General features: G+C 77.0%; 19 protein-coding genes and 1 riboswitch. Of the genes, 8 read left to right on the top strand and 11 right to left on the bottom strand.

From position 1 onward, the window contains the following. Window positions 1-17 precede the first annotated feature (17 nt). Entirely contained in the window at window positions 18-1,139 is a 1,122-nt protein-coding gene (locus ACI79C_RS06480) for a ferredoxin reductase (protein WP_456944809.1), read from the bottom strand. A 101-nt stretch (window positions 1,140-1,240) separates the two neighbouring features. Here ACI79C_RS06480 and ACI79C_RS06475 point away from each other — a divergent pair, with 101 nt between their 5' ends. Both ACI79C_RS06475 and ACI79C_RS06470 read left to right on the top strand, forming a co-directional pair. Continuing rightward, entirely contained in the window at window positions 1,241-2,434 is a 1,194-nt protein-coding gene (locus ACI79C_RS06475) for a PucR family transcriptional regulator (RefSeq protein ID WP_456944808.1), read from the top strand. Continuing rightward, a complete protein-coding gene (locus ACI79C_RS06470) occupies window positions 2,431-3,738 on the top strand; it encodes a CoA transferase (RefSeq protein WP_456944807.1) in 1,308 nt (435 codons plus the stop codon). Before ACI79C_RS06475 ends, ACI79C_RS06470 begins: the two co-directional genes overlap by 4 nt. 234 nt (window positions 3,739-3,972) lie before the next feature. Here the strand turns inward: ACI79C_RS06470 and ACI79C_RS06465 are convergent, their stop codons facing one another. Further along, entirely contained in the window at window positions 3,973-4,575 is a 603-nt protein-coding gene (locus tag ACI79C_RS06465) for a class I SAM-dependent methyltransferase (RefSeq protein WP_456944806.1), read from the bottom strand. A 115-nt stretch (window positions 4,576-4,690) separates the two neighbouring features. Between ACI79C_RS06465 and ACI79C_RS06460 the strand changes: the two genes are divergently transcribed. Beyond that, window positions 4,691-4,960, top strand: a complete 270-nt coding sequence (locus ACI79C_RS06460) for a hypothetical protein (protein ID WP_456944805.1) — start codon at window positions 4,691-4,693, stop codon at window positions 4,958-4,960. Here ACI79C_RS06460 and ACI79C_RS06455 read toward each other — a convergent pair. Continuing rightward, the gene (locus ACI79C_RS06455) at window positions 4,926-6,296 is read right to left on the bottom strand and encodes a DNA polymerase IV (protein WP_456944804.1); all 1,371 of its coding nucleotides are present in this window, start codon (window positions 6,294-6,296) and stop codon (window positions 4,926-4,928) included. The genes ACI79C_RS06460 and ACI79C_RS06455 overlap by 35 nt on opposite strands. Window positions 6,297-6,444: 148 nt before the next feature. On the opposite strand from ACI79C_RS06455, the gene ACI79C_RS06450 reads away from it, so the two are divergent. Further along, window positions 6,445-6,981, top strand: a complete 537-nt coding sequence (locus ACI79C_RS06450) for an NfeD family protein (protein ID WP_456944803.1) — start codon at window positions 6,445-6,447, stop codon at window positions 6,979-6,981. Between the two features lie 5 nt (window positions 6,982-6,986). Continuing rightward, a complete protein-coding gene (locus tag ACI79C_RS06445) occupies window positions 6,987-8,537 on the top strand; it encodes a flotillin family protein (RefSeq protein ID WP_456944802.1) in 1,551 nt (516 codons plus the stop codon). Between the two features lie 7 nt (window positions 8,538-8,544). Here ACI79C_RS06445 and ACI79C_RS06440 read toward each other — a convergent pair whose 3' ends face one another. The 7 genes from ACI79C_RS06440 to ACI79C_RS06410 all read right to left on the bottom strand — a co-directional run bounded on the left by ACI79C_RS06440 (window position 8,545) and on the right by ACI79C_RS06410 (window position 17,973). Continuing rightward, window positions 8,545-9,258 carry a TenA family protein gene (locus tag ACI79C_RS06440; RefSeq protein ID WP_456944801.1) on the bottom strand — a complete coding sequence of 238 codons (714 nt, stop codon included), beginning with the start codon at window positions 9,256-9,258 and terminating at the stop codon, window positions 8,545-8,547. Continuing rightward, window positions 9,255-10,061, bottom strand: coding sequence for a bifunctional hydroxymethylpyrimidine kinase/phosphomethylpyrimidine kinase (thiD, locus tag ACI79C_RS06435; RefSeq protein ID WP_456944800.1), 807 nt, complete (start codon window positions 10,059-10,061; stop codon window positions 9,255-9,257). The genes ACI79C_RS06440 and thiD overlap by 4 nt, the downstream gene beginning before the upstream one ends. Window positions 10,062-10,099: 38 nt before the next feature. Continuing rightward, entirely contained in the window at window positions 10,100-10,768 is a 669-nt protein-coding gene (gene thiE / locus ACI79C_RS06430; protein ID WP_456944799.1) for a thiamine phosphate synthase, read from the bottom strand. Next, window positions 10,765-11,553 carry a hydroxyethylthiazole kinase gene (thiM, locus tag ACI79C_RS06425; protein ID WP_456944952.1) on the bottom strand — a complete coding sequence of 263 codons (789 nt, stop codon included), beginning with the start codon at window positions 11,551-11,553 and terminating at the stop codon, window positions 10,765-10,767. Before thiM ends, thiE begins: the two co-directional genes overlap by 4 nt. 1 nt (window position 11,554) lies before the next feature. Next, window positions 11,555-11,648: riboswitch (TPP riboswitch) on the bottom strand. 38 nt (window positions 11,649-11,686) lie between these two features. Beyond that, a complete protein-coding gene (locus ACI79C_RS06420; RefSeq protein ID WP_456944798.1) occupies window positions 11,687-13,051 on the bottom strand; it encodes a phenylacetate--CoA ligase family protein in 1,365 nt (454 codons plus the stop codon). A gap of 10 nt (window positions 13,052-13,061) precedes the next feature. Then, window positions 13,062-16,088, bottom strand: a complete 3,027-nt coding sequence (locus ACI79C_RS06415; protein ID WP_456944797.1) for an ATP-binding protein — start codon at window positions 16,086-16,088, stop codon at window positions 13,062-13,064. Between the two features lie 130 nt (window positions 16,089-16,218). After that, window positions 16,219-17,973: a helicase gene (locus tag ACI79C_RS06410; RefSeq protein WP_456944796.1), complete on the bottom strand. Its 1,755-nt coding sequence runs from the start codon at window positions 17,971-17,973 to the stop codon at window positions 16,219-16,221. A gap of 148 nt (window positions 17,974-18,121) precedes the next feature. On the opposite strand from ACI79C_RS06410, the gene ACI79C_RS06405 reads away from it, so the two are divergent. Then, on the top strand, window positions 18,122-18,967 hold the full coding sequence (locus ACI79C_RS06405) for an alpha/beta fold hydrolase (RefSeq protein WP_456944795.1): 846 nt from the start codon (window positions 18,122-18,124) through the stop codon (window positions 18,965-18,967). Between the two features lie 77 nt (window positions 18,968-19,044). Here ACI79C_RS06405 and ACI79C_RS06400 read toward each other — a convergent pair whose 3' ends face one another. Beyond that, entirely contained in the window at window positions 19,045-20,259 is a 1,215-nt protein-coding gene (locus ACI79C_RS06400; protein WP_456944794.1) for a DUF222 domain-containing protein, read from the bottom strand. A gap of 274 nt (window positions 20,260-20,533) precedes the next feature. On the opposite strand from ACI79C_RS06400, the gene pgm reads away from it, so the two are divergent. Both pgm and ACI79C_RS06390 read left to right on the top strand, forming a co-directional pair. Next, window positions 20,534-22,168 carry a phosphoglucomutase (alpha-D-glucose-1,6-bisphosphate-dependent) gene (pgm, locus tag ACI79C_RS06395; RefSeq protein WP_456944793.1) on the top strand — a complete coding sequence of 545 codons (1,635 nt, stop codon included), beginning with the start codon at window positions 20,534-20,536 and terminating at the stop codon, window positions 22,166-22,168. A gap of 108 nt (window positions 22,169-22,276) precedes the next feature. Next, entirely contained in the window at window positions 22,277-23,362 is a 1,086-nt protein-coding gene (locus ACI79C_RS06390) for a M20 family metallopeptidase (protein ID WP_456944792.1), read from the top strand. The last annotated feature ends 21 nt before the right edge of the window (window positions 23,363-23,383 follow it).

Here is a 23,383-nt window from a genome sequence, read left to right as displayed (position 1 = left end):
ATCTCTGGGGAACGGGGTCAGTGGTCGATGGAGCAGGCGCCGGCGGCGGCGCTGATGCAGGTCTGGACGAGGACGCCGTCCCCGGGGGCGGCCGTGGTGACCTCGCCGGTGCGCAGGTCACGGACGGCGCCCTCGCGCAGCGGGAGCACGCAGCCGTAGCAGATGCCCATGCGGCAGCCGCTGGGCATGAGGACACCGGCCTCCTCGGCGGCGTCCAGGATCGGCGTCGCGCCGTCGGCCTCGAGGGTCGTGCCGGCCCGGGTGAAGGAGACCGTGCCCCCCTCGCCGGCGACGATCACTGCCGGCCGGAACCGCTCGGTGAACAGCCGGTCGGCGATGCCGGCGGCGCTCCAGTGCTCCTCCAGCGCCTCCAGCATGCCGACCGGCCCGCAGGCCCAGGTGGCACGCTCGGCGAGGTCGGGGACCAGCTCGGCGATCGCGGCGGGGTCGAGCATCCCGGCGGAGTCGGTGTGCTGCTCGATCAGCCGGATCCGGCCGGCGGCGGCCAGCTCGCGCAGGTCCGGGCCGAAGACGACGTCCTCCGCCGTCGGGGCCGAGTGCACGACGACGACGTCGCGGAGCTCGTCGTGGTTGCGCAGGATGCCGATGACCGGGGTGATGCCCGAGCCCGCGGTCACGAACAGGACCTTGGCGGGCGCCTGCGCCGGCAGCACGAACTCCCCGGTGGCCTGGTCGAGGTGCACCAGCGTCCCCGGCGTCGTGCGGTGCACCAGGTGGTTGCTCACCTTGCCGCCCGGGATGGCCTTGACGGTGATGCTGATGCAGCCGTCGGGCCGGTCCAGGTGCGAGGTGAGCGAGTAGGCCCGCCACATCCGGACGCCGTCGACGTCGATCCCGATGCGCACCCACTGACCCGGCACGTGGCGCTGCCAGTCGGCCCCGGGTCGGATGACCAGCGTGGCGGCGTCCCGGGTCTCCTTCTGGACGGCGACGACGCGTCCGCGCAGGTCGGTGCCGGCCCGCAGGGGGTTCACCATGTCGAGGTAGTCGTCGGGCAGCAGCGGCGTGGTCACCAGCTCGGCGAGGCGCAGGGCACGGGCGCGCAGCGCAGCCAGGGCCGGCCGGGCCGGGGCCGGGCGGGCCGGGGCCGGGGCCGGGCGCGGGACGGTCGCGGTCATGTCCTCGATCGTTCCCAGCGGGGGGCGCAATTACCTGTGCTCTGGACGTGAACCTCCGCCCGGATACTGTTCGCTGCGAACAACGACGCGGGAGCGGTGAGGTGGACGTGGCCCCGGAGACCGAGACCTTCACCCCGGAGGTGGCCGCCGCCATGCTCGGGGAGCTGCCAGCCGTGGCCGAGTCGACGGTGGCCGCGATCGTCGTCGAGGTGCCCAGCTATGCCGAGGCGTTCCAGGGCGACATGGGCCGGGCCATCGAGAACGCCGTCCAGCTGGCCCTCGGCGGGTTCCTCGAGCTCGCGACGGCGACCGGCGGCGCCGACCCGAGCCGGCCGATCGGGCCCGCCCTGGAGGGTGCCTACGCGCTGGGCCGCGGGGAGGCGAAGGGGGGCCGCACCATGGACGCGTTGCTGGCCGCCTACCGGGTGGGCGCGCGGGTGGCGTGGCGGCACATGAGCGAGACGGCCGTGGCCGCCGGGATGCCGGCGGACTCCCTGGCCCGCTTCGCCGAGCTGGTGTTCGCCTACATCGACCAGCTGTCGGCCTCCAGCGTCGCCGGGCACGCCGACCACCTGGCCACCAGCGGCCGGGTCCGCCGTCGCCACCTGGAGCGGCTGGCCGAGCTGCTCCTGACCGGTGGCCCGCCCTACGACCTGGCCGCCGCGGCCGAGCGCGCCGACTGGTCACCGCCGCGGACCCTGACCGCGGTGCTGCTCCCCGAGGTGCGGGCCCGCGCTGCCCTGGCGGTGCTCGACGCGCGCACGCTGCAGGCGGGCGAGGACCTGCCCGGCGCCCAACCGGAGACCGAGCGCGCGGTGCTGCTCGTCCCGGACGCCGAGGGGTTCGCCCGGGCCGGGTTGCTCAAGGCCCTGCGCGGGCGTGCGGCCGTCGTCGGGCCGGCGCGGCCGTGGCAGGAGGCCCGCTCCTCCTACTCGCGGGCGCTGCGGGCGCTGCAGCTGGGGCTGCGGCCGGAGGGCGACGCCCCGGTGGACACCGAGCAGCGGCTGGTCGAGCTGGTCCTCCGGGCGGACGGCGAGGCGCTGGCCGACCTGCGGGCGCAGGTCCTCGCGCCGCTGGACGACCTGGGCCCCGGCCCGCGCGAGAAGCTGGTCGAGACGCTGCGCTCCTGGCTGCTGCACCACGGCCGGCGGGAGAAGATCGCCGCGGAGCTGTTCGTCCACCCGCAGACGGTCCGCTACCGGATGGGCCAGCTTCGCGAGCTCTTCGGCGCCCGCCTCGAGGACCCGCAGAGCGTGCTGGAGCTGACCCTCGCGCTGGGCACCCAGCGGTCGTGAGCCCTCGTGCGACGGCCGTCGCGAACCCCCTGCTGGCGGAGGTGTGGCCGCTGCTGGCCGGCGTCCCCGCCCCGGACGTGCCGGTCACCGGCGCGACCGGCCTGGACGGGCCGCTGCCGGTGCCCGACCTCGCCGTGGGCGCGGTCGCCGCGCAGCTGCTCGCCGCCCGGCTGCTGACGCCCGGCGACCCGGTGCGGCTGGACGCCGCGCACGTCGGGCTCGCCTTCCGCAGCGAGCGGTACGCCGCGGTCGACGGCCGGCCGGTGGGGCCGGGGTTCCACCCGCTGTCCCGGTTCTGGCGCACCGCCGACGGCTGGCTGCGCCTGCACGCCAACTACCCGCACCACCGGGCCGCGGCGCTGCGGGTCCTCGGGGAGGACGTCGAGTCGGCCGCCCTGCGGTGGACCGCCGAGGAGCTGGAGTCGGCCGTGGTCGCGGCCGGCGGTGCGGCGGGCGCGGTCCGTTCCGCGGCGGCGTGGGCCGGGTCGGCGCCGGGCCGGGCCGTCGCGGCCACACCCCTCGTCGGCCTGCGCCGGGCGGCTCCCGGCCCGCCCCGCGCGGGATCGCCGCACGGGCTGCGGGTCCTCGACCTGACCCGGGTGATCGCCGGTCCGGTCGCCACCCGGACGCTGGCCTCGCACGGCGCCGACGTGCTGCGGGTCGACAGCCCGCGGCTGCCCGACGACCCCGGTTCGCTGGTCGACACCGGGCCGGGCAAGCGGCACGCGCTGCTGGACCTCGCGGCCGGCGCCGACCGCCGGACCGTCGAGGCGCTCCTCGCGACGGCGGACGTCGTCGTGCAGGGCCACCGGCCCGGCGCGCTGGCCCGTTTCGGGCTCGACCCCGCCGCGCTGGCCGAGCGGCACCCGCACCTGGTGGTGGTGAGCCTCTCGGCGTGGGGGACGCGGGGCCCGTGGTCGGGACGGCGGGGCTTCGACTCGCTGGTGCAGGCCGCGACCGGCATCGCGCTCGCGTGCGGGGGCGCCGAGGCGCCGGGCGTGCTGCCGGCCCAGGCGCTGGACCACGCGACCGGCCACCTGGCCGCGGCGACCGTGCTGGCCGCCGTGGCCCGTCGGCGGGAGGAGGGCGGCAGTTGGCACGGGGAGCTCTCCCTCGCGCGGACGGCGCACTGGCTGCTCGGCGCGCCGCGGCGGGCACCGGAGGGCGGCGACCCGGCCGACCCGGCGCCGTACCTGGTGACGTTGCCGTCGGCCGAGGGCGCCGTGACCGTGGTGGCGCCGCCCGGGTCACCGCCCTGGCGGGCAGCGGCGGAGCGCGACGCCCACCCGGGCTGGCGGACCTAGCGGACTGCCAGCCGCCGGCCAGTTCCCTGCCAGGGAGCGGGCCCACGCTGGAGGGCGCTGGGGCGAGCGGGCAGGAGCACCCGTTCCCACGACCCCGGCGAGCGGAGGCCGGCTCGAGGGCGCCGGCCCCGCCGGGAACGCGGAGCCCGGCACGTCCCCGTGGTGCCGGGCTCCGCGTTCCCCCTCCGGGCCGACGTGCCACGTGGAACACCGCTCGGCACGGGGAGTCCGCCCTCAGGCCGGGCGGAGGACGGCGACCAGGAAGTCCGACGCGGGCGTGAACGGCCGCACGTCCCACGTGGACAGCAGCAGGTCCGGCGCCCAGCCGGCGGTGCGGGCGTCGTCCAGGAACGTGTCGAAGCCGTACCCCCGCCCGGCGCCGAACCCGATGACCGCGCGGCCGTCGCCCGCGACGTGCGCGCGCAACCGGCGCAGCACCGCGGTGCGGGTCGACGGCGCGAGGAAGGTCATCACGTTCCCCGCGCAGACGATCGCGTCGAGGAGTCGTCCGCCCAGGTCCAGCTCGGCGAGGTCGCCGACGAGCCACCGCGGCCCGGGGTGGTCCTCCTCGGCGGCGGCGATCAGGACCGGGTCGACGTCCACCCCGACGACGTCGTGCCCGGCCCGCGCCAGCCAGCCGCCCACCCGGCCGGGACCGCAGCCGGCGTCGAGCACCCGCGAGCCGCGGGACAGCATCGCGTCGACCAGCCGTGCCTCGCCCGCCAGGTCGAACCCCTGGGCGGCGAGGGTGCGGAACCGCTGCACGTAGTTCGCGGAGTGACCGGGGTCCTCCTGGGTCATCCGCACCCACGCGCTCTGCTCGGCCACGCGGCCCATGATCGCCCCGATCCCGACCGAATCCCCACCCGGGGCCCAGGCTCCCCACAGGTGCGCGGCGCAGCCTCGGATCCCGACCGGCCCGCGAGGGGCCGCGGGACGACGGGAGGACACCATGGGCACCAGGACGAGCGAGGGCAGGATCCGGCGGCGCATGCGGATCCGCCCGCTGACCCCGCCGCCGGACGTCGACCTGCCGGCCGACCTCGCCGTGGCGGTCGCGACCGCGGCGCTCGCCGAGCACCCCGGCGCCACCATCGACCGGGTCGAGGTGGACGGCGAGGGCCTCTACACCGCCCACCTCGTCACCTGCTGCGGGCAGCGGGTCGTCGTCCCGGTCGACCGCGACCTCACGGTGCTCGGCTGGGTGGCGCTGGCCCGCTGACCCGCCAGTCCGGCGGGTCGGCCGGGTGCAGCGCGGGGTCGTCGGCGGGGAGGGTCCGCACGGGCCCGGGCGGGGTGAGCGGGCCCTCGAAGCGGACCGTCACCCGCCCCAGCCCCCTCCCCCACACCCAGCCGGCGCCCAGCTCGTCGTGCCGCACGTCCTGCCCCGGCCACCACCGCGCCTCCGTCGGGGCCGGTGGGACCTCGGCGGCTCCCGGCTCGTCGGGGAGGACGGCCTCGTCGGGGGACGACGGCTCGTCGTCCGACGCGAACAGGTCGCCCTGGGCGTAGAGCGACAGCCCCGAGACGCCGACGCCGAGCAGCCGCAGCCCGCCGCCGGTCCCCGCCTCGGTGAGCAGCCGGCGCGCGATGGAGGCGATCACCCGGACGTCGTCGGTGGGCTGCGGCAGCGTCTGCGACCGGGTCTGCGTCGTGAAGTCGTAGCGGCGCACCTTCAGCGTCACCGTCCGGCCGGAGAGGTCCGACGCGCGCAGCCGGGCGGCCACCCGCGCGGCCATGGCGTCGATCTCCCGGCCGAGGACGGCGAGGTCGGTGAGGTCCCGCTCGAAGGTCTCCTCCTGCGACACCGACTTGGCCTCCCGCTCGGCGACCACCGGCCGGTCGTCCTCGGCGCGGGCCAGCGCGTACAGGCCGGCCCCGTGCGCCCGGCCGGCCAGCGCCACCAGGTCGGGCAGCGACTTCACGGCGAGGTCGGCCACGGTGCGCACCCCGACCTGCCGCAGCCGCTCGGCGGTCGCGGGACCCACCCCGCCCAGCCGGGTCACCGGCAGCGGGTGCAGCACGTCCAGCTCGCTGCCCGGGGGGACGACGACCAGCCCGTCGGGCTTGTCGAGGTCCGAGCCGATCTTGGCCATCAGCTTCGACGAGCCGATGCCGACCGACCCGGTGACCCCGCCGGTGGCCGCGGCGATCCGCTCCTTGAGGCCGCGGGCCAGCTCGGTGACGCCGTCCACCGACAGGTCGTGCCCGGGCCCGGCCGCCAGGTCGACGTAGGCCTCGTCGATCGACACCGGCTCGACCAGCGGGGACAGCTCCCGCAGCAGCCCCATGACGACGTCGGAGGTGCGACGGTAGGCGGCGAACCGGCCGCCGAGGAACGCCGTGCCGGGCGGGCAGCGACGCCGGGCCTCGGCGGTCGACATCGCCGACCGGGCACCGTAGGCGCGCGCCTCGTAGGACGCGGTCGCCACCACACCGCGCCCGCCCACGCCGCCGACCACCACCGGCCGTCCGCGCAGGGACGGCTTGTCCCGCTGCTCCACCGCGGCGAAGAAGGCGTCGAGGTCCAGGTGCAGGATGCTCGCCTCCCGCCGCACACCCCACCTCCTCGCAGATCCCGCCGGCCGTTCCCATGGTCGCCCGTCCTCCGACCGGGTGAGAGCGGACCTCCCGGGGCCGGAACCGGTTGATCACCGTCCCCCGTGGCTGCGAGTGTCCGGTGGCACACCGACGGAGAGGGGCAGCGTGGCGGGAGTCCTCCTCGTCGTGGGCGCGATCGGCCTCGGCGTCCTGCTGCTGTCCCTGCTCGTCGGCGAGATCGGCGACCTCGCGGGCGACGCCGACGGCCCATTCTCCGTCCTCGCCCTCGCGGCGCTGGTCGGCGGCGTGGGCTTCGGCGGTGCCGCGGCCGCCGCGGTGCTGCCCGAGGGCCTCTCCGACGCCGGCCGGCTCCTGGGCGCCCTGGCCATCGGGGCGGCCGTCGCCGTCCCGCTCGCGTGGGGCGCGGTGCGCCTCTCCCGCGCCCTGCGGGACATGCCCACCACCGCCACGCTCACCCGCCACCACCTCGTCGGCACGCAGGGCGTCGTGGTGTCCGCCGTCCCCGGTGCGGGCTTCGGCGAGGTGCGGCTGGCCGTCGCCGGACAGCAGCTGAAGTACGCCGCGCGCAGCGACGTCCCGCTGCCCGCGGGCACGCCCGTGTACGTCGTCGAGGCGCTCAGCGAGACCGCGGTCCAGGTCGTCTCGACCGCGCCCGACCCCCTGCCCGAGACCGGAGGCTGACGCCCGTGGACCCGACCCTGCTCATCGCCATCGGCGGCATCGCCGTCCTGGTCCTCCTGCTCGTGGTGCTGGTGCTGTCCCGGATCAAGGTCGCCGGCCCCAACCAGGCGTTCATCGTCACCGGCCGCCAGGGGCGGGAGGTCACCAGCGCCACGGGGCTGACCTCCCGCGACGCCTCGGGGCAGAAGGTCGTCATGGGGGCGAGCGTCTTCGTGCTGCCGGTGGTGCAGAAGCTGCACACGATGGACCTCTCCAGCCGGCGCATCCCGGTCGGCATCCGCGGGGCGGTGTCCAAGCAGGGCGTCAAGTGCGACCTCGAGGGCGTGGCCATCGTCAAGGTGGGGGGCAGCGAGGACTCCATCCGCGCCGCGGCGCAGCGGTTCCTCAACCAGCAGGAGGGCATCGACACCTTCACCTCGGAGGTGCTCGCCGGTGCGCTGCGCTCCATCGTCGGCCGGCTGACGATCGAGGAGATCATCCGCGACCGGGCCGCGTTCGCCTCGGCCGTCGCCGAGGAGGCGGAGTCCTCGCTCACCGGCCAGGGGCTCGTGCTCGACACCTTCCAGCTCCAGGACATCCAGGCCGAGGGCAGCTACCTGGCCGACCTGGGCCGCCCCGAGGCCGCCCGGGTGCTCAAGGAGGCCAGCATCGCCGAGGCCCGGGCCCGGCAGGCCGCCCAGCAGGAGCAGCTGCTGGCCGACGAGGCGATCGCGGTGGCCCAGCGCCAGCTGGCGCTCCGGCAGGCCGAGATCACCGCCGAGACCGACGCGGCCAAGGCCCGCGCCGCGGCCGCCGGTCCGCTGGCCCAGGCCGCGCAGGACCAGGCGATCCTCACCGAGCAGGAGAAGGTCGCCGTCCGCACCGCGGCGCTGACCGAGCGCCAGCTGGACACCCAGGTGCGCCGTCCCGCCGACGCCCAGCGGTACAAGGTCGAGCAGGAGGCCGAGGGCCGCAAGAACGCCGCCATCCTCGCCGCCGAGGCGCAGCGGCAGGGGACGATCGCCGCGGCCCAGGCGGCCGCGGAGCAGGCCAAGCTCTCCGGTGAGGGCGAGCGGGCCCGCCGCTCGGCGCTGGCCGAGGCCGAGGCGATCGAGGGGGCCAAGCGCGGTGAGGCCGAGCGGCTGCGCCGGCAGGCGATCGCCGACGCCGTCGAGCGGGAGGGGGCGGCCGAGGCGGCGGCCATCCTGGCCCGCGGCCAGGCCGAGGCCGAGGCGCTCGACGCCCGCTCGGAGGCGTTCGCCAAGTACGGCGAGGCGGCGGTCCTGGAGATGCTGGTGAAGGTGCTGCCGGAGGTCGTGCAGGCCGCGGCCGCGCCGCTGGCCGGCGTCGACAAGATGACGGTCATCTCCGCCGACGGAGCCGGGTCGCTGGGCCGGTCGGTCGCGGCCAACGTGGCCCAGGGGCTGCAGCTGTCCGGCGACCTCACCGGTGTCGACGTCGCGGCGCTGCTGCGTCGCCTCGGTGGCGCCGGCGCGGTCGCGGGCACGGCCACCGCTGACGGGGCGGCCACCCGCATCCCCGTCGTCCCCGCGGACGGCGAGGCCCCGGCGCGCTGAGCCGCGGTCAGGGGAGCGGGTCGGGCCAGGTCTCCCGCTCGTGCGCGGCCCGCCAGAAGTCCAGCTCGTACCGGGTGGCGACGGCGAACGCGCGCAGCATGGCGGGCTGCGCGCCGGGGTCCTGCCGGGCCGCCGTGTCCACCAGCGCCCGGGCCTGCTCCGCGGACTCCTGGAACTCCGGGGAGTCGTAGGCGGCCACCCAGCGCAGGTACGGGTGCCCGGGCACGGCGGTGGCGGTGCGGGCCAGCCGCGCGCCGACGTCGGCGTAGACCCAGTAGCAGGGCAGTGCCGCGGCGGCGCCGACCGCGTACGGCGCGGTCGCCGCCGTGGCCACCAGGTAGGAGACGTAGGCCCGGCAGGTCGGTGAGGGCACCGGCTCCCCCGCCGTCCGGTCCGCCGGGGGCAGCTGCGCCGACAGCAGGTCGGCGTGCAGTCGGCGCTCGACCGTCGCGGTCACGGCCGCCGACGTCGCCCAGAAGGACGCGGCGGCGGAGTCCGGGGCGCGGGCGCCCAGCAGCGTGAGCGCCCGCGCGTAGTCGGCCAGGTAGAGGCTGTCCTGCTCCAGGTAGTGCCGGAAGGTGAGCGGGTCCAGGGCGCCGGAGCCGAGTTCGGCCAGGAACGGCAGGTCCTCGATCGCCGCCCGGAGGTCCGCGGTCGCCGTCCAGGCCCGTGCGCTGAACGAGCCCACGGCGCCCCCGGCGTCGCTCGCGACGGCGCTCACGCGGACCAGACGCCGGCGAAGTGGTGCACCGGGCCGTGCCCGGACCCGACGCCCAGGCCGCTCCCGGCGACCAGTGCGGCCTGCAGGTAGTCGCGCGCCGGGTCGACCAGCACGGCCCACTCGTCGGTGCGGCCTCGGGCGGCGAGCGCGGCGAGGGCCGACGACAGCGTGCAGCCGGTGCCGTGCGTCGCCGTCGTCCGCACCCGGGGACGGCGGGTCACCGTGACACCGGCCGCGGTGGCCAGCACGTCGACGCTCTCCTCGCCGCCGAGGTGGCCACCCTTGAGCAGCACCGCCCGCGGGCCGAGCGCGAGCAGCGCCGTGGCCTGGCCGGGGAGGTCGTCCACCCCGCCGGCCGGGGCGGCGTCGAGGAGGGCGGCCGCCTCGGGCACGTTCGGCGTGACCAGGTCGCAGACCGGCAGCAGGTCGGTGCGGACGGCGTCGACCGCGGCCTCGTCGATGAGCCGGTCGCCGCTGGTCGCCACCATCACCGGGTCGCAGACGACCGGGCCCGCCCGGCGGCCGGCCAGGACCCCGGCCACCGCCCGGACCACCTCCGCGGTGCCCAGCATGCCGAGCTTGGTGGCGTGCACCTCGACGTCGTCGAGGAGCGTCTCCAGCTGAGCGACGACGAACTCCGCCGGCACCGGGTGGACGCCGGTGACCCCGCGGGTGTTCTGCGCGGTGAGGGCGGTCAGCACCGCCGTCCCGTAGACGCGCAGGGCGCTGAAGGTCTTGAGGTCGGCCTGGATGCCGGCGCCGCCGCTGGGGTCGCTCCCGGCCACGGCCAGGGCGACCGGCACCCCCGCGCCTCCCGTGCTCCCTGGTCGCCCCGGCCCGCTCACCGGGCCACTCCCACCGACCGCCCCGCGTCGACCTCCGCGCGCAGCGCGCGGGCCGCCGCCGCGGGGTCGGCCGCGCCGCAGATGGCGGAGACGACGCAGATCCCGTCCACCCCGGTGGCGGCCACCTTCGCCGCGCGGGCGGCGTCGATGCCGCCGATCGCGACCGCGACCAGCCCCGCGGCCCGGGCGGCGGACGTCAGCGCGCCGGTGCCCTCCAGGCCGAGGCCGGGCGCGGCGTCGGGCTTGGTCGGCGTCGCCCACACCGGGCCGATGCCGACCAGGTCCACGGTGCCCGGCGGCAGCGCCAGCGCGGCGTCGAGGTCCGCGGCGCAGGTGACGCTCAGGCCCAGCACCACACCGGGCCCGAGCAACCGCCGCACCTCGGCCGGGGGCAGGTCGTCCTGGCCGACGTGCACGCCACCGGCACCGGCCAGCAGCGCGACGTCGACCGCGTCGTTGACCACGACCGGCACGTCGCGCCGGTCGGCCAGCGCCGCCTGGACCGACCGGGTCAGCTCGAGCAGCTCCCGCCGGGAGGCGGTCTTGTCGCGCACCTGGACCGCGGTCACCCCTCCGGCCACCGCGGCCCGGACGACGTCGGCCACCGGCCGCGGCCGGGACAGCCCGGTGTCGGTGACCAGGTAGAGGGTCGGGTCGAACCTCACGGCTCCGCCCGCACGTCGGCCCCGGCCAGGGAGTCCCCGTCGAGCGCGTCCAGGGCGTCGAGCCAGGTCGGCGCGAAGGTGCCGGGACCGTCGGCCACGTCGGCGGCCACCTCGGCGGCGAGCGCCACGTGCGCGTGCGCGGCGACGGCGGCGGTCAGCGGGTCGTCGCAGACGGCGAGGTAGGCGGCGACGAGGGCGCCCAGGGCGCACCCGGCCCCGGTCGTGCGGGTGAGCAGGACAGAGCCGCCGCCCACCCGCACCGTCCGCCGTCCGTCGGTGAGCAGGTCGACCTCGCCGCTGACCGCCACGACGCCGCCGGTGCGCCGGGCGAGGTCGGCGGCGGCCTGCGCGGCGGCGTCGGTGCTGTGGGTGCTGTCCACCCCGCGGCCGCCGGCGCCCGCCCCGGCCAGCGCCATGACCTCCGAGGCGTTCCCCCGGACGGCGGTCGGGCGCAGCTCGACCAGCTCGGCGGCCAGGGCCGTGCGGTAGGACAGCCCACCGACGGCGACCGGGTCGAGCACCCACGGCGTCCCGGCGGCGCCGGCCGACCGGGCCGCCAGGCGCATCGCCTCGGCGGTGCGCTCGTGCACCGTGCCGACGTTGACCAGCACCGCGGAGGCGACCGCGGCGAAGTCCCCGGCCTCCTGGGGTGCGTCGACCATGGCCGGCGCGGCACCGGCGGCGAGCAGGGCGTTGGCCGTCATCGTCTGGACGACGGTGTTGGTCAGGCAGTGCACCAGCGGTGCAGCGGTGCGCAGCGCCTCGCGGGCCGCGCGCAGGTCCATGGCTCCCACGCCGTGACATCCCTTCGCCAGTACGAACTGGAGCAGGTTCGACGGGTGTTCTCTCAGCCCCGGGCGGGGCACCCCGTGCCACTTACGCCCTCGAACCTAGCAACGTCGTCCCGGCCGGGGGCGCTCAGGAGGCGAGCGGGACGAAGCGCTTGAGCTTGCCCGACGGCGGACGGGCGATCCGGGCGACCGGCGTGACGGTGACCTCCGGGTCGGGGACGCCGACCCCGGCCAGCTCGCCGGCGATCGTCGCGGCCAGGGCGCCGGTGTCGACCGGCGCGGTGGCGTGGACGACGACCGCCGCGCCCCGCGGCGTCTGGCGCACCTGGTACTCCACGACCTCCCGCCGGCGGGACAGCGGGGACCGGAAGACGTGGGGGTGCACCCGCACCGCGCCGTAGGTGAAGACGTCGTCCAGCCGCCCGTACGGGTCCTCGATCCGCCGGTGCGTGCAGCCGCACGGGCAGGCGCCCTCGACCAGCGTGAGCTGGTCGGTGAGCTCGTACCGGATCAGCGGCAGCGCGGTGTTGTAGAGGTTGGTGAGCAGCACCGTGTCCGACCGCGTGCCCGGGGGCACCGGACGCCCGTCGGTGGTCACCAGCTCGTTGATCATCAGGTCGTCGGCCAGGTGGGTGCCGAACCGGCAGGGGCAGCCGTTGCCGCCCGCCTCGGAGGTCCCGTACCAGTTGCCGACCGGGACGCCGAAGGCCTCCTCGAGCGCCGCCCGGGTCTCGGGCAGCAGCGGCTCGCTGGTGCCCATCACCCAGGCCGGGGAGATCCGCAGCCGGCCGGCCTGCGCCTCGGCGGCCAGCTGGTGCATCGCCGAGGAGTAGCCGCACAGCAGGGTCGGTTGTGCGGTGTTGAGCCCGGCGACTATCTCGGCCATCGGGAGGGTGACCGGGAAGCGGACGATCTCCATCTGCGGGTTGCTGAACGTCTGCGGGGCGGCGCTGGTCATGTGCGTCGGCGCGGCGGCGGCGACCATGCCCAGCTTCGGCCGGATCCCCGCGAACGCCGGGTCCGTGCGCAGCGCCCGGACCGGGTGGCGCATCAGGCTCCAGTAGACGGTCGCCCAGCCCACCCAGTCGTAGACGAAGACCCCGCGCCGTCCGGACGAGCCGCCGGAGGCGCACGCGTGGTAGCGGTCGAACAGGTAGGCGTCGGAGGTGAGCCGGTCGAGGTGGGCCTCCACGACGTCGAGGGTCAGCCGGTCGTCGGTGACGATCTCGTCGAAGTGCGCCATGAGGTCGTCCTTGGTCATCACCGGCAGCTCGCCGAGGGTCTCCTCGGTGACCTCGTCCGGGTCGACGCCGGCCAGCCGCTTGCGGTGCCACGGGGAGAGGTCCCGGGCCACGCGGACCAGGCGGCGCAGGGCGTCGCGGCGGTGCTCGGCGAGCCGGTCGGGCGGCCACTCGAGGGGCGCGAACAGCCGTGGGACGAGGGCGGTGGCGTCGGCGAGGTGCCGCTGGCGGAGTCTCTCGTAGGTGGTCATGGCCGCGACGCTAGGAACGGGCGGGACGCCGGTCTGGCGTACCGGTACGTGCCCGGGTACGCGATTCCGTGCCCGCCGGAGTTCCCGGACCCGCGCCCGCTGTCGCCCCCGGGCCCGTCCTCCCTGGTGTGCCCGGACCCGCCCCCGCCCCCGGGCCGTCCAGCCCCTCGGCCGCCACGTACCGGGCCAGCTCGACCCGGGACCGCACGCCCAGCCGGGCGTAGGCCCGGGCCAGGTGTCCCTCCACGGTCCGCTCCCCGATGAACAGCCGGGCGCCGATCTCCCGCGCTGACAGGCCGGTGGCTGCCAGCTCCGCCACCTCCCGCTCGCGGGCGGTCAACGAGCCCGGGCCGCGGGCGGCCGCGGCCTCCCGGCGGCCCCGTGAGCCCCGGCGCGCCAGCGCGTCGAGGGCGTCGTCCCGCCGGACCAGCGCGCCGCAGGCGGCGTAGCCCTCGGCCGCGGCGGCCAGCTCGGCCGTGGACCGCTCGCGGTCGCCGGCGGTGAGCCCCAGCAGGTGGTGGGCGCGGGCTCGGTGGATCGGCCAGCTCGCCGCGTCCAGGACCTGCACCGCCCGGGCCGCCCAGCGCTCGGCCGCGCGGTCCCGCCCCTCGCCGTGGGCGGACCAGCCGCGGGCGAGGTCGGCCAGGGCGGCGTGCGCGGGGACCCCGGTGCGCTCCGCGACCCGGTCCAGGGCCGGCGCCGCAGTGGGGGTGGGCCGGCCGAGCCGGGCGCCGGCCTCGGCCAGGTCCACCAGGCAGGGCAGGGTGAGCAGGATGCCCAGCTCGTCGAGCCGCCCGGCCAGCCGGTGCAGCTCGGGCAGCACGTCGTCCCGCCGGGAGGCGAGGGTCGCGCACACCGTCGCCGCGTAGGCCACGATCTCGCCGTAGATGCCGCGGGTGCCCGCGTACGGGGCGCGCGCCACGGCCAGGAGCCGGGCCGACTCGGCGTGCTGCCCCAGCTCGGCCGCCGCGGCCGCCGCAGTGGCCGAGGCCCAGGCGGTCCGGCGCCCCGGACCGACCGGGTGCGCGTCGGTGGTCCGGCGGGCCGCCGCCACGGCGCCGGGGAAGTCACCGGCCAGCCAGCGGACGAAGACCTCCAGGGGAAGCGGCGGTTCCTCGGGGGCGAGCTCCCGGGCCTCCTCCACCCGGGGCAGCGCCTCGTCGACCCGGCCGGCGACCACCAGCAGCTGGGCCTCGTTGTGCAGGGCCATGGAGAGCCGGTATCGGCTCCCGTCCGCGCGGGCCATGGCGCTGCTCTCCCGCAGCGCGGCCCGGCCGACGTCGAGCTCACCGGAGATCGTGGCGGTCAGCCCCAGCGTGCGCAGGGCCCGGCCGAGGACGACCCGGTCCCCCAGCGCGCGGGCACGCTCGACCACCCGGGCCGAGGACTCCCGGAGCGCCGGCGCGGAGCTGCCCGCGAGGTGACGGATCCAGGCCAGCTCGTGTCCGGCCAACAGCGAGCCCCTGGTGTCGCCCGCGGCGGTGAACAGCTCGGCCGCCTCCGCGCACAGCCGCTCCGCGCGGCCGAGGTCGCCGTCCCCCCAGGCCAGGAAGCTGGCCAGCCGGAACCGCACCTGCGCGCGGGGGCGCGGGTCGGGCACGTCGGCGAGCGCGGCGTCCATCGCCTGGAGCGCGCCGATCCCGGCGGGTGCGTGCTCGTCGGCGCGGTGGTCGAGCACCCACTCGGCGTCCCACCGCAGCGCGTCCACGACGGCCACCCAGCGGGGGTCCCCGGCGGGGAGGAGCTCGACCAGCGCCCCGAGGACGGCCAGGGCCTCGGGGAACGCGCCGGCCGACTCCGCGCGCCGCTCGGCCTCGATGAGGACGCCGACGGCCTCGTCGTCGTCCGCTCCCGCCGATCGGGCGAAGTGCGGTGCCGCCTCCCCCACGCGGCCGGCGCCGAGCAGCACCCGGCCCACCTGGCGGTGCAGCAGGCGGCGGCGCGCCGCGCCGATCCGCCGGTAGACGGCCTCGCCCAGCAGGGGGTGGGCCGGCTCGTAGGACAACCGCAGGCCCCGCTCCTCCTCGGTGACCAGGTCGGCCCGCACCAGCGACTCCAGCGTGCCGGCCAGCGTCGCCGGCTCGGACCCGGCGAGCGCGACCAGGCTGCGCAGGTCGGTGCGCCGGCCGAGGACCGCCAGCAGCTCCAGCAGCGCGACGGCGTCGGGGGCCAGCCGGGCGAGGTCGAGCTCCACCCGCTCGGCCAGGGACGCCGGCAGCCGCGGCAGCTCCGGTGCGGCCAGGTCGGCGCCCTCGGCGCACAGCGCGCGCAGCAGCTCGATCGCCGCGAACGGGTTGCCGCCCGAGCGCCGGGCCAGCCAGTCGGGGAGCGCCGCCGGGACCGGCGTCCCCGGGCCGAGGACCGCCGCGGCGAGGTCGGGAAGCGTCGCGGCCGGGAGCGGCGGGACCGGCAGCCGGCGCAGCAACCCATCCTGCTCCAGCCCCAGCAGCACCCGGCCCAGGCCCGGCTCCGCACGCAGCGGAGCCGGCCGGGCCGTCGCCAGGGCCAGGACCGCGGCGTCGGCGCAGCCGTAGGCCACCGAGTGCAGCGCCTCCAGCGACGAGGCGTCGGCCAGGTGCAGGTCGTCGAAGCGGAGGACGACGGGACGCTCGGCGGCCAGGCTGCGCAGCACCGCGGGAAGCGCCGCCATCAGCCGCGGGCGGGACGGAGTCCCCGCGGGCCGGGCGCCCGTGGCCGCGGCGACGCTCCGCAGCAACGGGGCGAGGTCGGCCTCCGAGCCGGCGCAGTGCCGGGCGACGTCGGCGGCGGGCAGTCCGCGCAGGTGGCGCTCCAGCGCCTCGGTCCACAACCCGAACGGCGCGGTCGACCCCAGGGGGAACGCCCGCGCGGCCAGGTCGGCGACGTCCGGACGGCGGGCCACCAGCTCGGCGGCGAGCCGGCTCTTGCCCACTCCGGCCTCGCCGGTGAGCAGCAGGCCCCGCCACTCACCGCGGGCGGCGCATGCCAGCTCGCGGGTCAGCAGCGCGAGCTCGTCGGTGCGGCCGACCAGCCGCGGACCGCGGGCAGACCGTCGCACCGCCATCCCGGCCCCCATCCGCAGGCGTCGTTCGGCGTCCAGGGTTCTCCCCCGCCGGGCCCGTGTCAGCCCCCGGCGCGCTGCCGGTCGGGGCCGGCGTGCTCCCGGTCGGCGGCTCCGGTCGGGGGGCTCATTCCGTACCGGTGAGCGCGGTCGAGGGCAGCCAGTCGGCGTCGAGCAGCTCGGCGACCTCCTGCAGGGACGACGTGTCCGCCCCCGCGGTGGAGCCGCTGACCGCCAGCCGCTCCACCATCACGCGGGCGACCTGCTCCTCGACGGTGTCCTCGGCGAACGCGACCCGCCACGGCGAGACCTGCCCGTCCCGGTGGGTGCGGCCGGTGACCTGCCGGGCCTGGATGCCGGAGAAGCGCGGCTGGTGGAACAGCCCGACCCGCGGCGTGGCCGCTGCGGTGGACCCGTTCGGCAGCAGCTCACCCGCGTGGAGGCTGATCGAGGCGGTCACCGTGAACACGCACACCGGCGCGGCTCCGGTCTGGAAGCGCAGCCGCTCGGCCTCGACGTCGAACCGGTCGCGGCCGTAGATAGCGGCCACGGCGATCCCCGAGTCCAGCAGCGCCTCGCGGATCGGGTCGGCCGCGGTCTCCACGAACTCCACCGAGACGGCGACCTGCCGCTCGGCCTCCACCTGCGCCTTGACCCAGTCCACGGTCGCCTGGGCGCGGATGAGCCCGGCCTTCTGCCGGAACCGCAGCAGCGCCGCCCGGCCCCGCGCGGTCTGCCGGCCGCGGCGGGCCAGCTGCATCTCGGCGCGGAACTCCTGCCACTCGGACTCGTAGGCGACCCGCTCGGCCGGCGTCAGCGCCACCGGCGTCCCGGTGACCGACACCGGGCCCCACGGCGCCGGCCGGTGCAGCGTCGCTGGCGGGGTGCCCTCGGCGAGCCAGCCCTGCAGCCGGGCGAGGTCGGCGCGGCGGCGGTCGGCGTCCTCGGTCCAGGCCCAGCCGTACCGGCCACGTTCCACGTGGAACCCGTGCTCGGCGAGCCTCGCGGGCAGGTCGGCCCACGCGCGCAGCGGCTCGCCGTGCCGCTGGGCGAACTGCGGCGCCAGGTAGGGGAGCTCCAGCGGCGTGTGGGCCGGGGTGGCGGTGGCCGCGATGACGAACGGCGCGTCCTTCACCCGGCCGGCGCCGGAGACGGCCTTCCAGTGCTTCCACCGCTGCGTGGTCGTGTGCCGGACCATGTGCGCCTCGTCGGCGATGACGACGTCGAACCGGAGCTTGCTGACCTTGGCCAGCCGGTCCCAGGTGGTCACGCACCAGCGCAGCCCGCCGTCGCCGAAACCGGCGATGGACCGGGTCCAGTGCGGGATGGTGATGGCGGCCGGGCGGTCGGCGACCACGAGCACGGTGCGACCGCCGCGCTGGCCCGCGACCTCGCGGGCGGCCAGGACGGCGGTGCCGGTCTTGCCCACCCCGGGGTCGTCGCCCAGCAGGAACACCCGGTGGCCCGCCTTCGCCGACGCGGCGATCGCGGCAGCGCCGGAGAGCTGCTCGTCCCGCGGCTGCATCGCACGGCCCGCGGGGACCGGGCGTGGGGTGGCGTTGAGCTCGTCCTCGAGGAAGCGCTCGAAGGTGTACGGCGGCGGGTCGTAGGGCGCCAGCTCCGGCGGCAGTTCCCGGCCGACGTACATGTGCGCCTGCAGGTCCGGGCGCCACTGGGCTCCGGGCGCCGGCGCGCGGAACGGGACGGCGAGCACCCACACCCGCTCCCCCGGGCCGGCGACCGGGCGCTCCGGGGCGGGCTTCGCGGGGCGGCGAGCCGGCGCGGCGCGGCGGGTGCCGCTGCGGGTGGTGCTGCTGCGGGTGGTGCTGCTGCGGGTGGTGCTGGTCGAGCGGCTCGTCGTCCGGCGGCGCCGTCCGGGCATGGGTGTGCTCCCCCTTCGTCCCCGGCACGCTAGAGCGCGGCTCCCGCCCCGACCGGCAGGCCGCCCGGCACGTCGTCCCCGGATCGCGGGGTCGGTCTCCGCCTCCGGCCGTGTGCGGTCGCCGCCGGGCCTCTGGTGGAATCCCCAGGTGACCGAGAACGCCGAGGAACGGCTGCATGCCCGGACGCTGGGCGAGGCCGGCCCCCGGGTCGTCTTCGTGCACGGGTTGTTCGGCCAGGGCAAGAACTGGACGACGATCGCCAAGGGCCTCTCCGGCGACCACCGCGTCACCCTCCTGGACCTGCCCAACCACGGGCACTCGCCGTGGACCGAGCGGGTCGGCTACCTCGACATGGCGCGCATGGTCGCCGACGAGCTGCGGTCGTTCGGGGAGCCGGTCACCCTCGTCGGTCACTCGATGGGCGGCAAGGTCTCGATGCAGGTCGCCCTGCGGCACCCGGAGCTGCTGCGCGCGCTGGTCGTCGTCGACATCGCCCCCAGCGAGTACCCGGTCTCCGGCGGACGCACCGACGACCCCGACGAGGAGGCCTCCCCGTTCGCCGCGTACATCGCCGCGATGCGGGAGATGGACCTCGGCTCGCTGCGGAGCCGTGAGGAGGCCGACGCCGCGCTGCGTGCCGCCGTCCCGAGCCGGATGGTCCGCTCGTTCCTGCTGCAGAGCCTGGTCCGTGAGGGGCTGGGTGCCGACGGTGGCTGGCGCTGGCGGCTGAACCTGGAGCTGCTGGAGCGCGACCTGGGTGAGCTGCGCGGCTTCCCCGAGCCGCCTCTGGGCGCGCGCTACGACGGCCCGGTGCTGTGGATCGCGGGGGCCGACTCGCACTACGTGCTGCCCGAGGACCGCCCGCGGATGGAACAGCTCTTCCCCACCACCCGGCTCGTGCGGGTCAAGAACGCCGGCCACTGGGTGCACTCGGAGCAGCCGCAGGTGTTCCTCGAGACGCTCAAGCGCTTCCTGGAGCGCGTGGAGGCCTGACACACCGCCGGCGCCCGGGAGCCTCGGGATTCCGACCGGCCGCCGCACGGAGCGCGGGGGTCGCCGCCTCGGAGGCGTCACGGGCCGGCCCTGCTGAGGACCTCGGTGCCGTCGGGCCGGGAGGTGCGCCAGCGGCTCGTACCGGGGTCGCGGGTGACGGCGAAGCCTTCCTCGTGGCAGGCGGTGTGGTGCCGTTCGCACAGCAGTGCGCCGTTGTCGCAGGAGGTCGGGCCGCCGAAGGCCCAGTGCACGACGTGGTGGACGTCGCACCACTCGGGCGGGGCGTCGCAGCCGGCGAAGACGCAGTGACCGTCGCGGACCTCGACGGACCGCCGGATCGACGCGGTGGCGGTGCGCTGGGCGCGGCCCACGTCGAGCGGCAGCCCGCCGGGCCCGGTGATGACCCGGGCGACGCCCGCGTCACAGGCCAGCCGCCGCGCGGTCTCGGGGGTGATCGGCCCCGCCCAGGCCAGCTCGCCGCCGGCGACCCCGGGGGCACCGCGGGCGGCGCACAGGGACTGCCAGTCGATGGTCACCCGCACGTGCGGTCGTTCCCCGCGCACGTCGGGCAGCCCGCCGCCGTCGAGGGCACCGCGAGCCAGGGCGACGAGGGCGTCGGCCTGCCGCTCCGCGTGGCAGCGGGTGTCACCGGCCGGGCGGTCGCCGTTCATGAGCGCGGCCAGCGCGGTGTGCACGTACTCGCCGCCGACCGGGTCCAGCTCACCGCGGACGTGCACCCGGCCGTCGAGGCCGGAGGCCATGGTGAACCGCCGCTGGGTGTCGGCCGCCTCGTCCAGAGCGCCGTCGGGATCGACCCCCGCCACCCAGCGGGCCACGCCGCGCGCCGTCTCGGTCGGGCCGGTCTCCCGGGCCAGTGCGGCCATGATGCGGTCGGTCTCCGCGAGCTCGATACCCGCCTCGGCGGCCTGGGCGATCCGGCGCGGGGTCACCGCGCGGGTGATCACGCGGACGTGGGTGGCGGTCAGCTGGCCGGCGGCGAAGGCCGCGGCCGTGGTCGGCAGCTGATCGAGGCGTCGGCCGGCGGACACGATCGCGGTCGCCTCCGCCGGGGCCAGGCGGCAGCTCCCGCGCAGCCAGGCCTTCATGGACACCGCGCCGTCGTGGCGGTGGGACTCTCGCCGGTCGGCCGCGCGCACGACCGACGTCAGTGCGGCGGCCACCCGGTTGGCGGCGGTGGAGAGCTCACCCACGAGGTCGAGCAGCGCGGCGTCGGACAGGCCGTCGAGGTCGGTCTCGGCCAGCCCGTCGAGGGCGGAGCGGAGTTCGGACACCTCGCCTCCTCCCTCGCGACGGCACCGGATCGACAGGTCGAGAGTAGGGCCGCGGTACGACGGGAAGCCCCAGCTCAGACGGGTTGTGGACGGAGGACGCACCTGTGGACGACGGCCCGCGTCGGAGTGCTCCGCCTGGTGGGATGGGCACGGCGGGAGGAGCCGAGATGACCTGCGGAACGGACGGCGAGACACCGTGCGAGGAGCACTCCTGGCGGGACCGACGACCGGGCACCGGTCGCGCCCGGTGCGGCCCACGGGCCAAGATCAGCGCATGACCGACCCCCTCGCCGGACAGCCGGCCCGGCCGAGCGACCTCATCGACGTGGCCTCGCTGGTCACCGCGTACTACACGCGGGAACCGGACCCGGCCGACCCGGCGCAGCAGGTCGCCTTCGGCACCTCCGGCCACCGCGGCTCCGCCTTCGACGGTGCGTTCAACGAGGCGCACATCCTCGCCACCACCCAGGCGATCTGCGAGTACCGGGCGGCCCAGGGCCACGACGGTCCCCTGTTCCTCGGCCGGGACACCCACGCGCTGTCCGAGCCGGCCTGGGCCAGCGCGCTGGAGGTCCTCGTCGCCAACGACGTGCAGGTCCTCGTCGACGCTGCTGACCGGTACACGCCCACGCCGGCACTCAGCCACGCGATCCTCACGGCCAACGAGGGGCGCACCTCCGGCCTCGCCGACGGCATCGTCGTCACCCCGTCGCACAACCCGCCCCGCGACGGCGGCTTCAAGTACAACCCGCCCTCCGGCGGCCCGGCCGACACCGACGCGACCAGGACCATCGCCGACCGGGCCAACGAGCTCCTCCGCGCCGGCCTGGAGGGCGTCGCGCGGATCCCGTTCACGCGGGCGCGGGCGGCGGCGCGCAGCCACGACTTCCTCGGCGCCTACGTCGACGACCTGCCGTCGGTGCTCGACCTCGACGCCGTCCGGGATGCCGGGGTGCGCATCGGCGCCGACCCGCTCGGCGGGGCGAGCGTCGACTACTGGGGGGCGATCGCCGAGCGGCACCGGCTGGACCTGACCGTGGTGAACCCGCTGGTCGACCCGACCTGGCGGTTCATGACGCTGGACTGGGACGGCAAGATCCGGATGGACTGCTCCTCGCCGAGCGCCATGGCCTCGCTGATCGGCAAGCGCGAGCAGTTCCAGGTCGCCACGGGCAACGACGCCGACGCCGACCGGCACGGCATCGTCACCCCCGACGGCGGGCTGATGAACCCCAACCACTTCCTCGCCGTCGCGATCTCCTACCTCTTCTCGCACCGGCCCGACTGGGGCGCGGACACCGCCGTCGGCAAGACGCTGGTGTCGTCGTCCCTCATCGACCGGGTCGTCGGCGGCCTGGGCCGGCGGCTGGTGGAGGTGCCGGTCGGGTTCAAGTGGTTCGTGCCCGGACTGCTCGACGGGTCGGTCGGCTTCGGCGGCGAGGAGTCGGCCGGCGCGTCGTTCCTGCGCCGGGACGGCCGGGTGTGGACGACGGACAAGGACGGCATCCTCCTCGCGCTGCTGGCCAGCGAGATCCAGGCGGTGACCGGCCGCTCACCGTCCCAGCTGCACGCCGAGCTGACCGCGCAGTACGGGGAGTCGAGCTACGCCCGCATCGACGCCCCCGCCACCCGCGAGCAGAAGGCCCAGCTCGGCAAGCTGTCGCCGGAGGACGTCACCGCCACCGAGCTGGCCGGTGAGCCGATCACCGCCAAGCTCACGCGCGCACCCGGCAACGACGCCGCGATCGGTGGGCTGAAGGTGGTCACCGAGAACGCCTGGTTCGCCGCCCGGCCCTCGGGCACCGAGGACGTCTACAAGGTCTACGCGGAGTCCTTCCACGGCCCCGACCACCTCGCCCAGGTACAGGAGGAGGCCCGCGCCGTCGTCACCGCCGCCCTCGGCGGCTGAGCAGTGGCGGGCGGAGCGTGGGCTGCCGAGGGCCTTCGGCGCCCGGCGCCCCAGGCCGGCCACGCGCGACGAGCGGCGGATTCCCCGGCGACCGACGACGATCAGGGGATGGCCGAGGGTCTGGACGTCGTGGGGCTGGTGCGGGAACTGGTGGGCCGGACGACGGTCTCGGGGGACGCCGTCGCCCAGCGCGACGTGCTGGGCGTCCTCGCCGACGTGCTCCGCCAGCGTGCCCCGCACCTGCAGGTGACCGCGGGCCGCGACCCCGACCACCCCTGGACGCTGCTGCGGACCCCGGCCGACCCCGACCGCCGCCAGCTCCTGCTGGCCTGTCACGTCGACACCGTGCCGGTGCCCGACCCCGGCGCCTGGCAGCGCGACCCCTTCGGCGCGGACCTCGAGGAGGGCCGGGTGTGGGGCCGCGGCGGGAGCGACATGAAGGCCGGCGTGGTCGCGGCGGCCGCGGCGCTGGCGGCCGCCGACCCCGAGGTCCCCGTCGCGCTGCTGCTCACCAGCGACGAGGAGATCGGCTCGAAGGGAGCCGCCGCCGCGGCCGCCGCGGTCGCCGACCAGTCGGTGGGGGCAGTCATCGTCCCGGAGGCCACCGGCAACCAGGTCGTCCTCGGGCACAAGGGGGCGCTCTGGCTCGCCGTCCGGACGGCGGGGCGGGCGGCGCACGGCAGCACGCCCGAGCGCGGGCACAACGCCGTCCTGGACCTCGTGGCGGTCCTCGGGCGGGCCGGCGGTGCGCTGCCGCTGCGCGGCGACCCGTTCCTCGGTACCGAGACGTGGAACCCCGGCGTGGTCGCGGGGGGCACGGTGCCGAACGTCGTCCCCGACCGCGCCGAGGTCGTGGTCGACATGCGCACGGTCGCCGACGGCGCGCCGTTGCTCGCCTGGTGGCGGGACCAGCCCGAGGTGGCCGACGTCGACGTCCGCGTGGACCTGCCACCCGTCGGCACCCCCGCCGACGACCCGTGGGTGGCCTCCCTGCCCGCCCCCGTGCTGCCCACGCCGGCCACCTACTTCACCGACGCTTCGGTGCTCGGGCAGGTGGTGGGCGGCGCGCCCATCGTGGTGTGGGGGCCAGGGACCCCTGCGGTGATGCACGCCGTCGACGAGTACGTGGAACTCGCCGAGCTCGAGCAGGCGGCGGCCGCGTTCACCGACGTCGTCGGCCGCTGGCGCGGCTGAGAGCGGACCCCGCCGAGGGCC

It is taken from the genome of Geodermatophilus sp. SYSU D00697 (assembly GCF_054050175.1).
The sequence above is the reverse complement of the archived record's forward strand: the minus strand, read 5'-3'. Positions and strand labels throughout refer to the sequence as shown.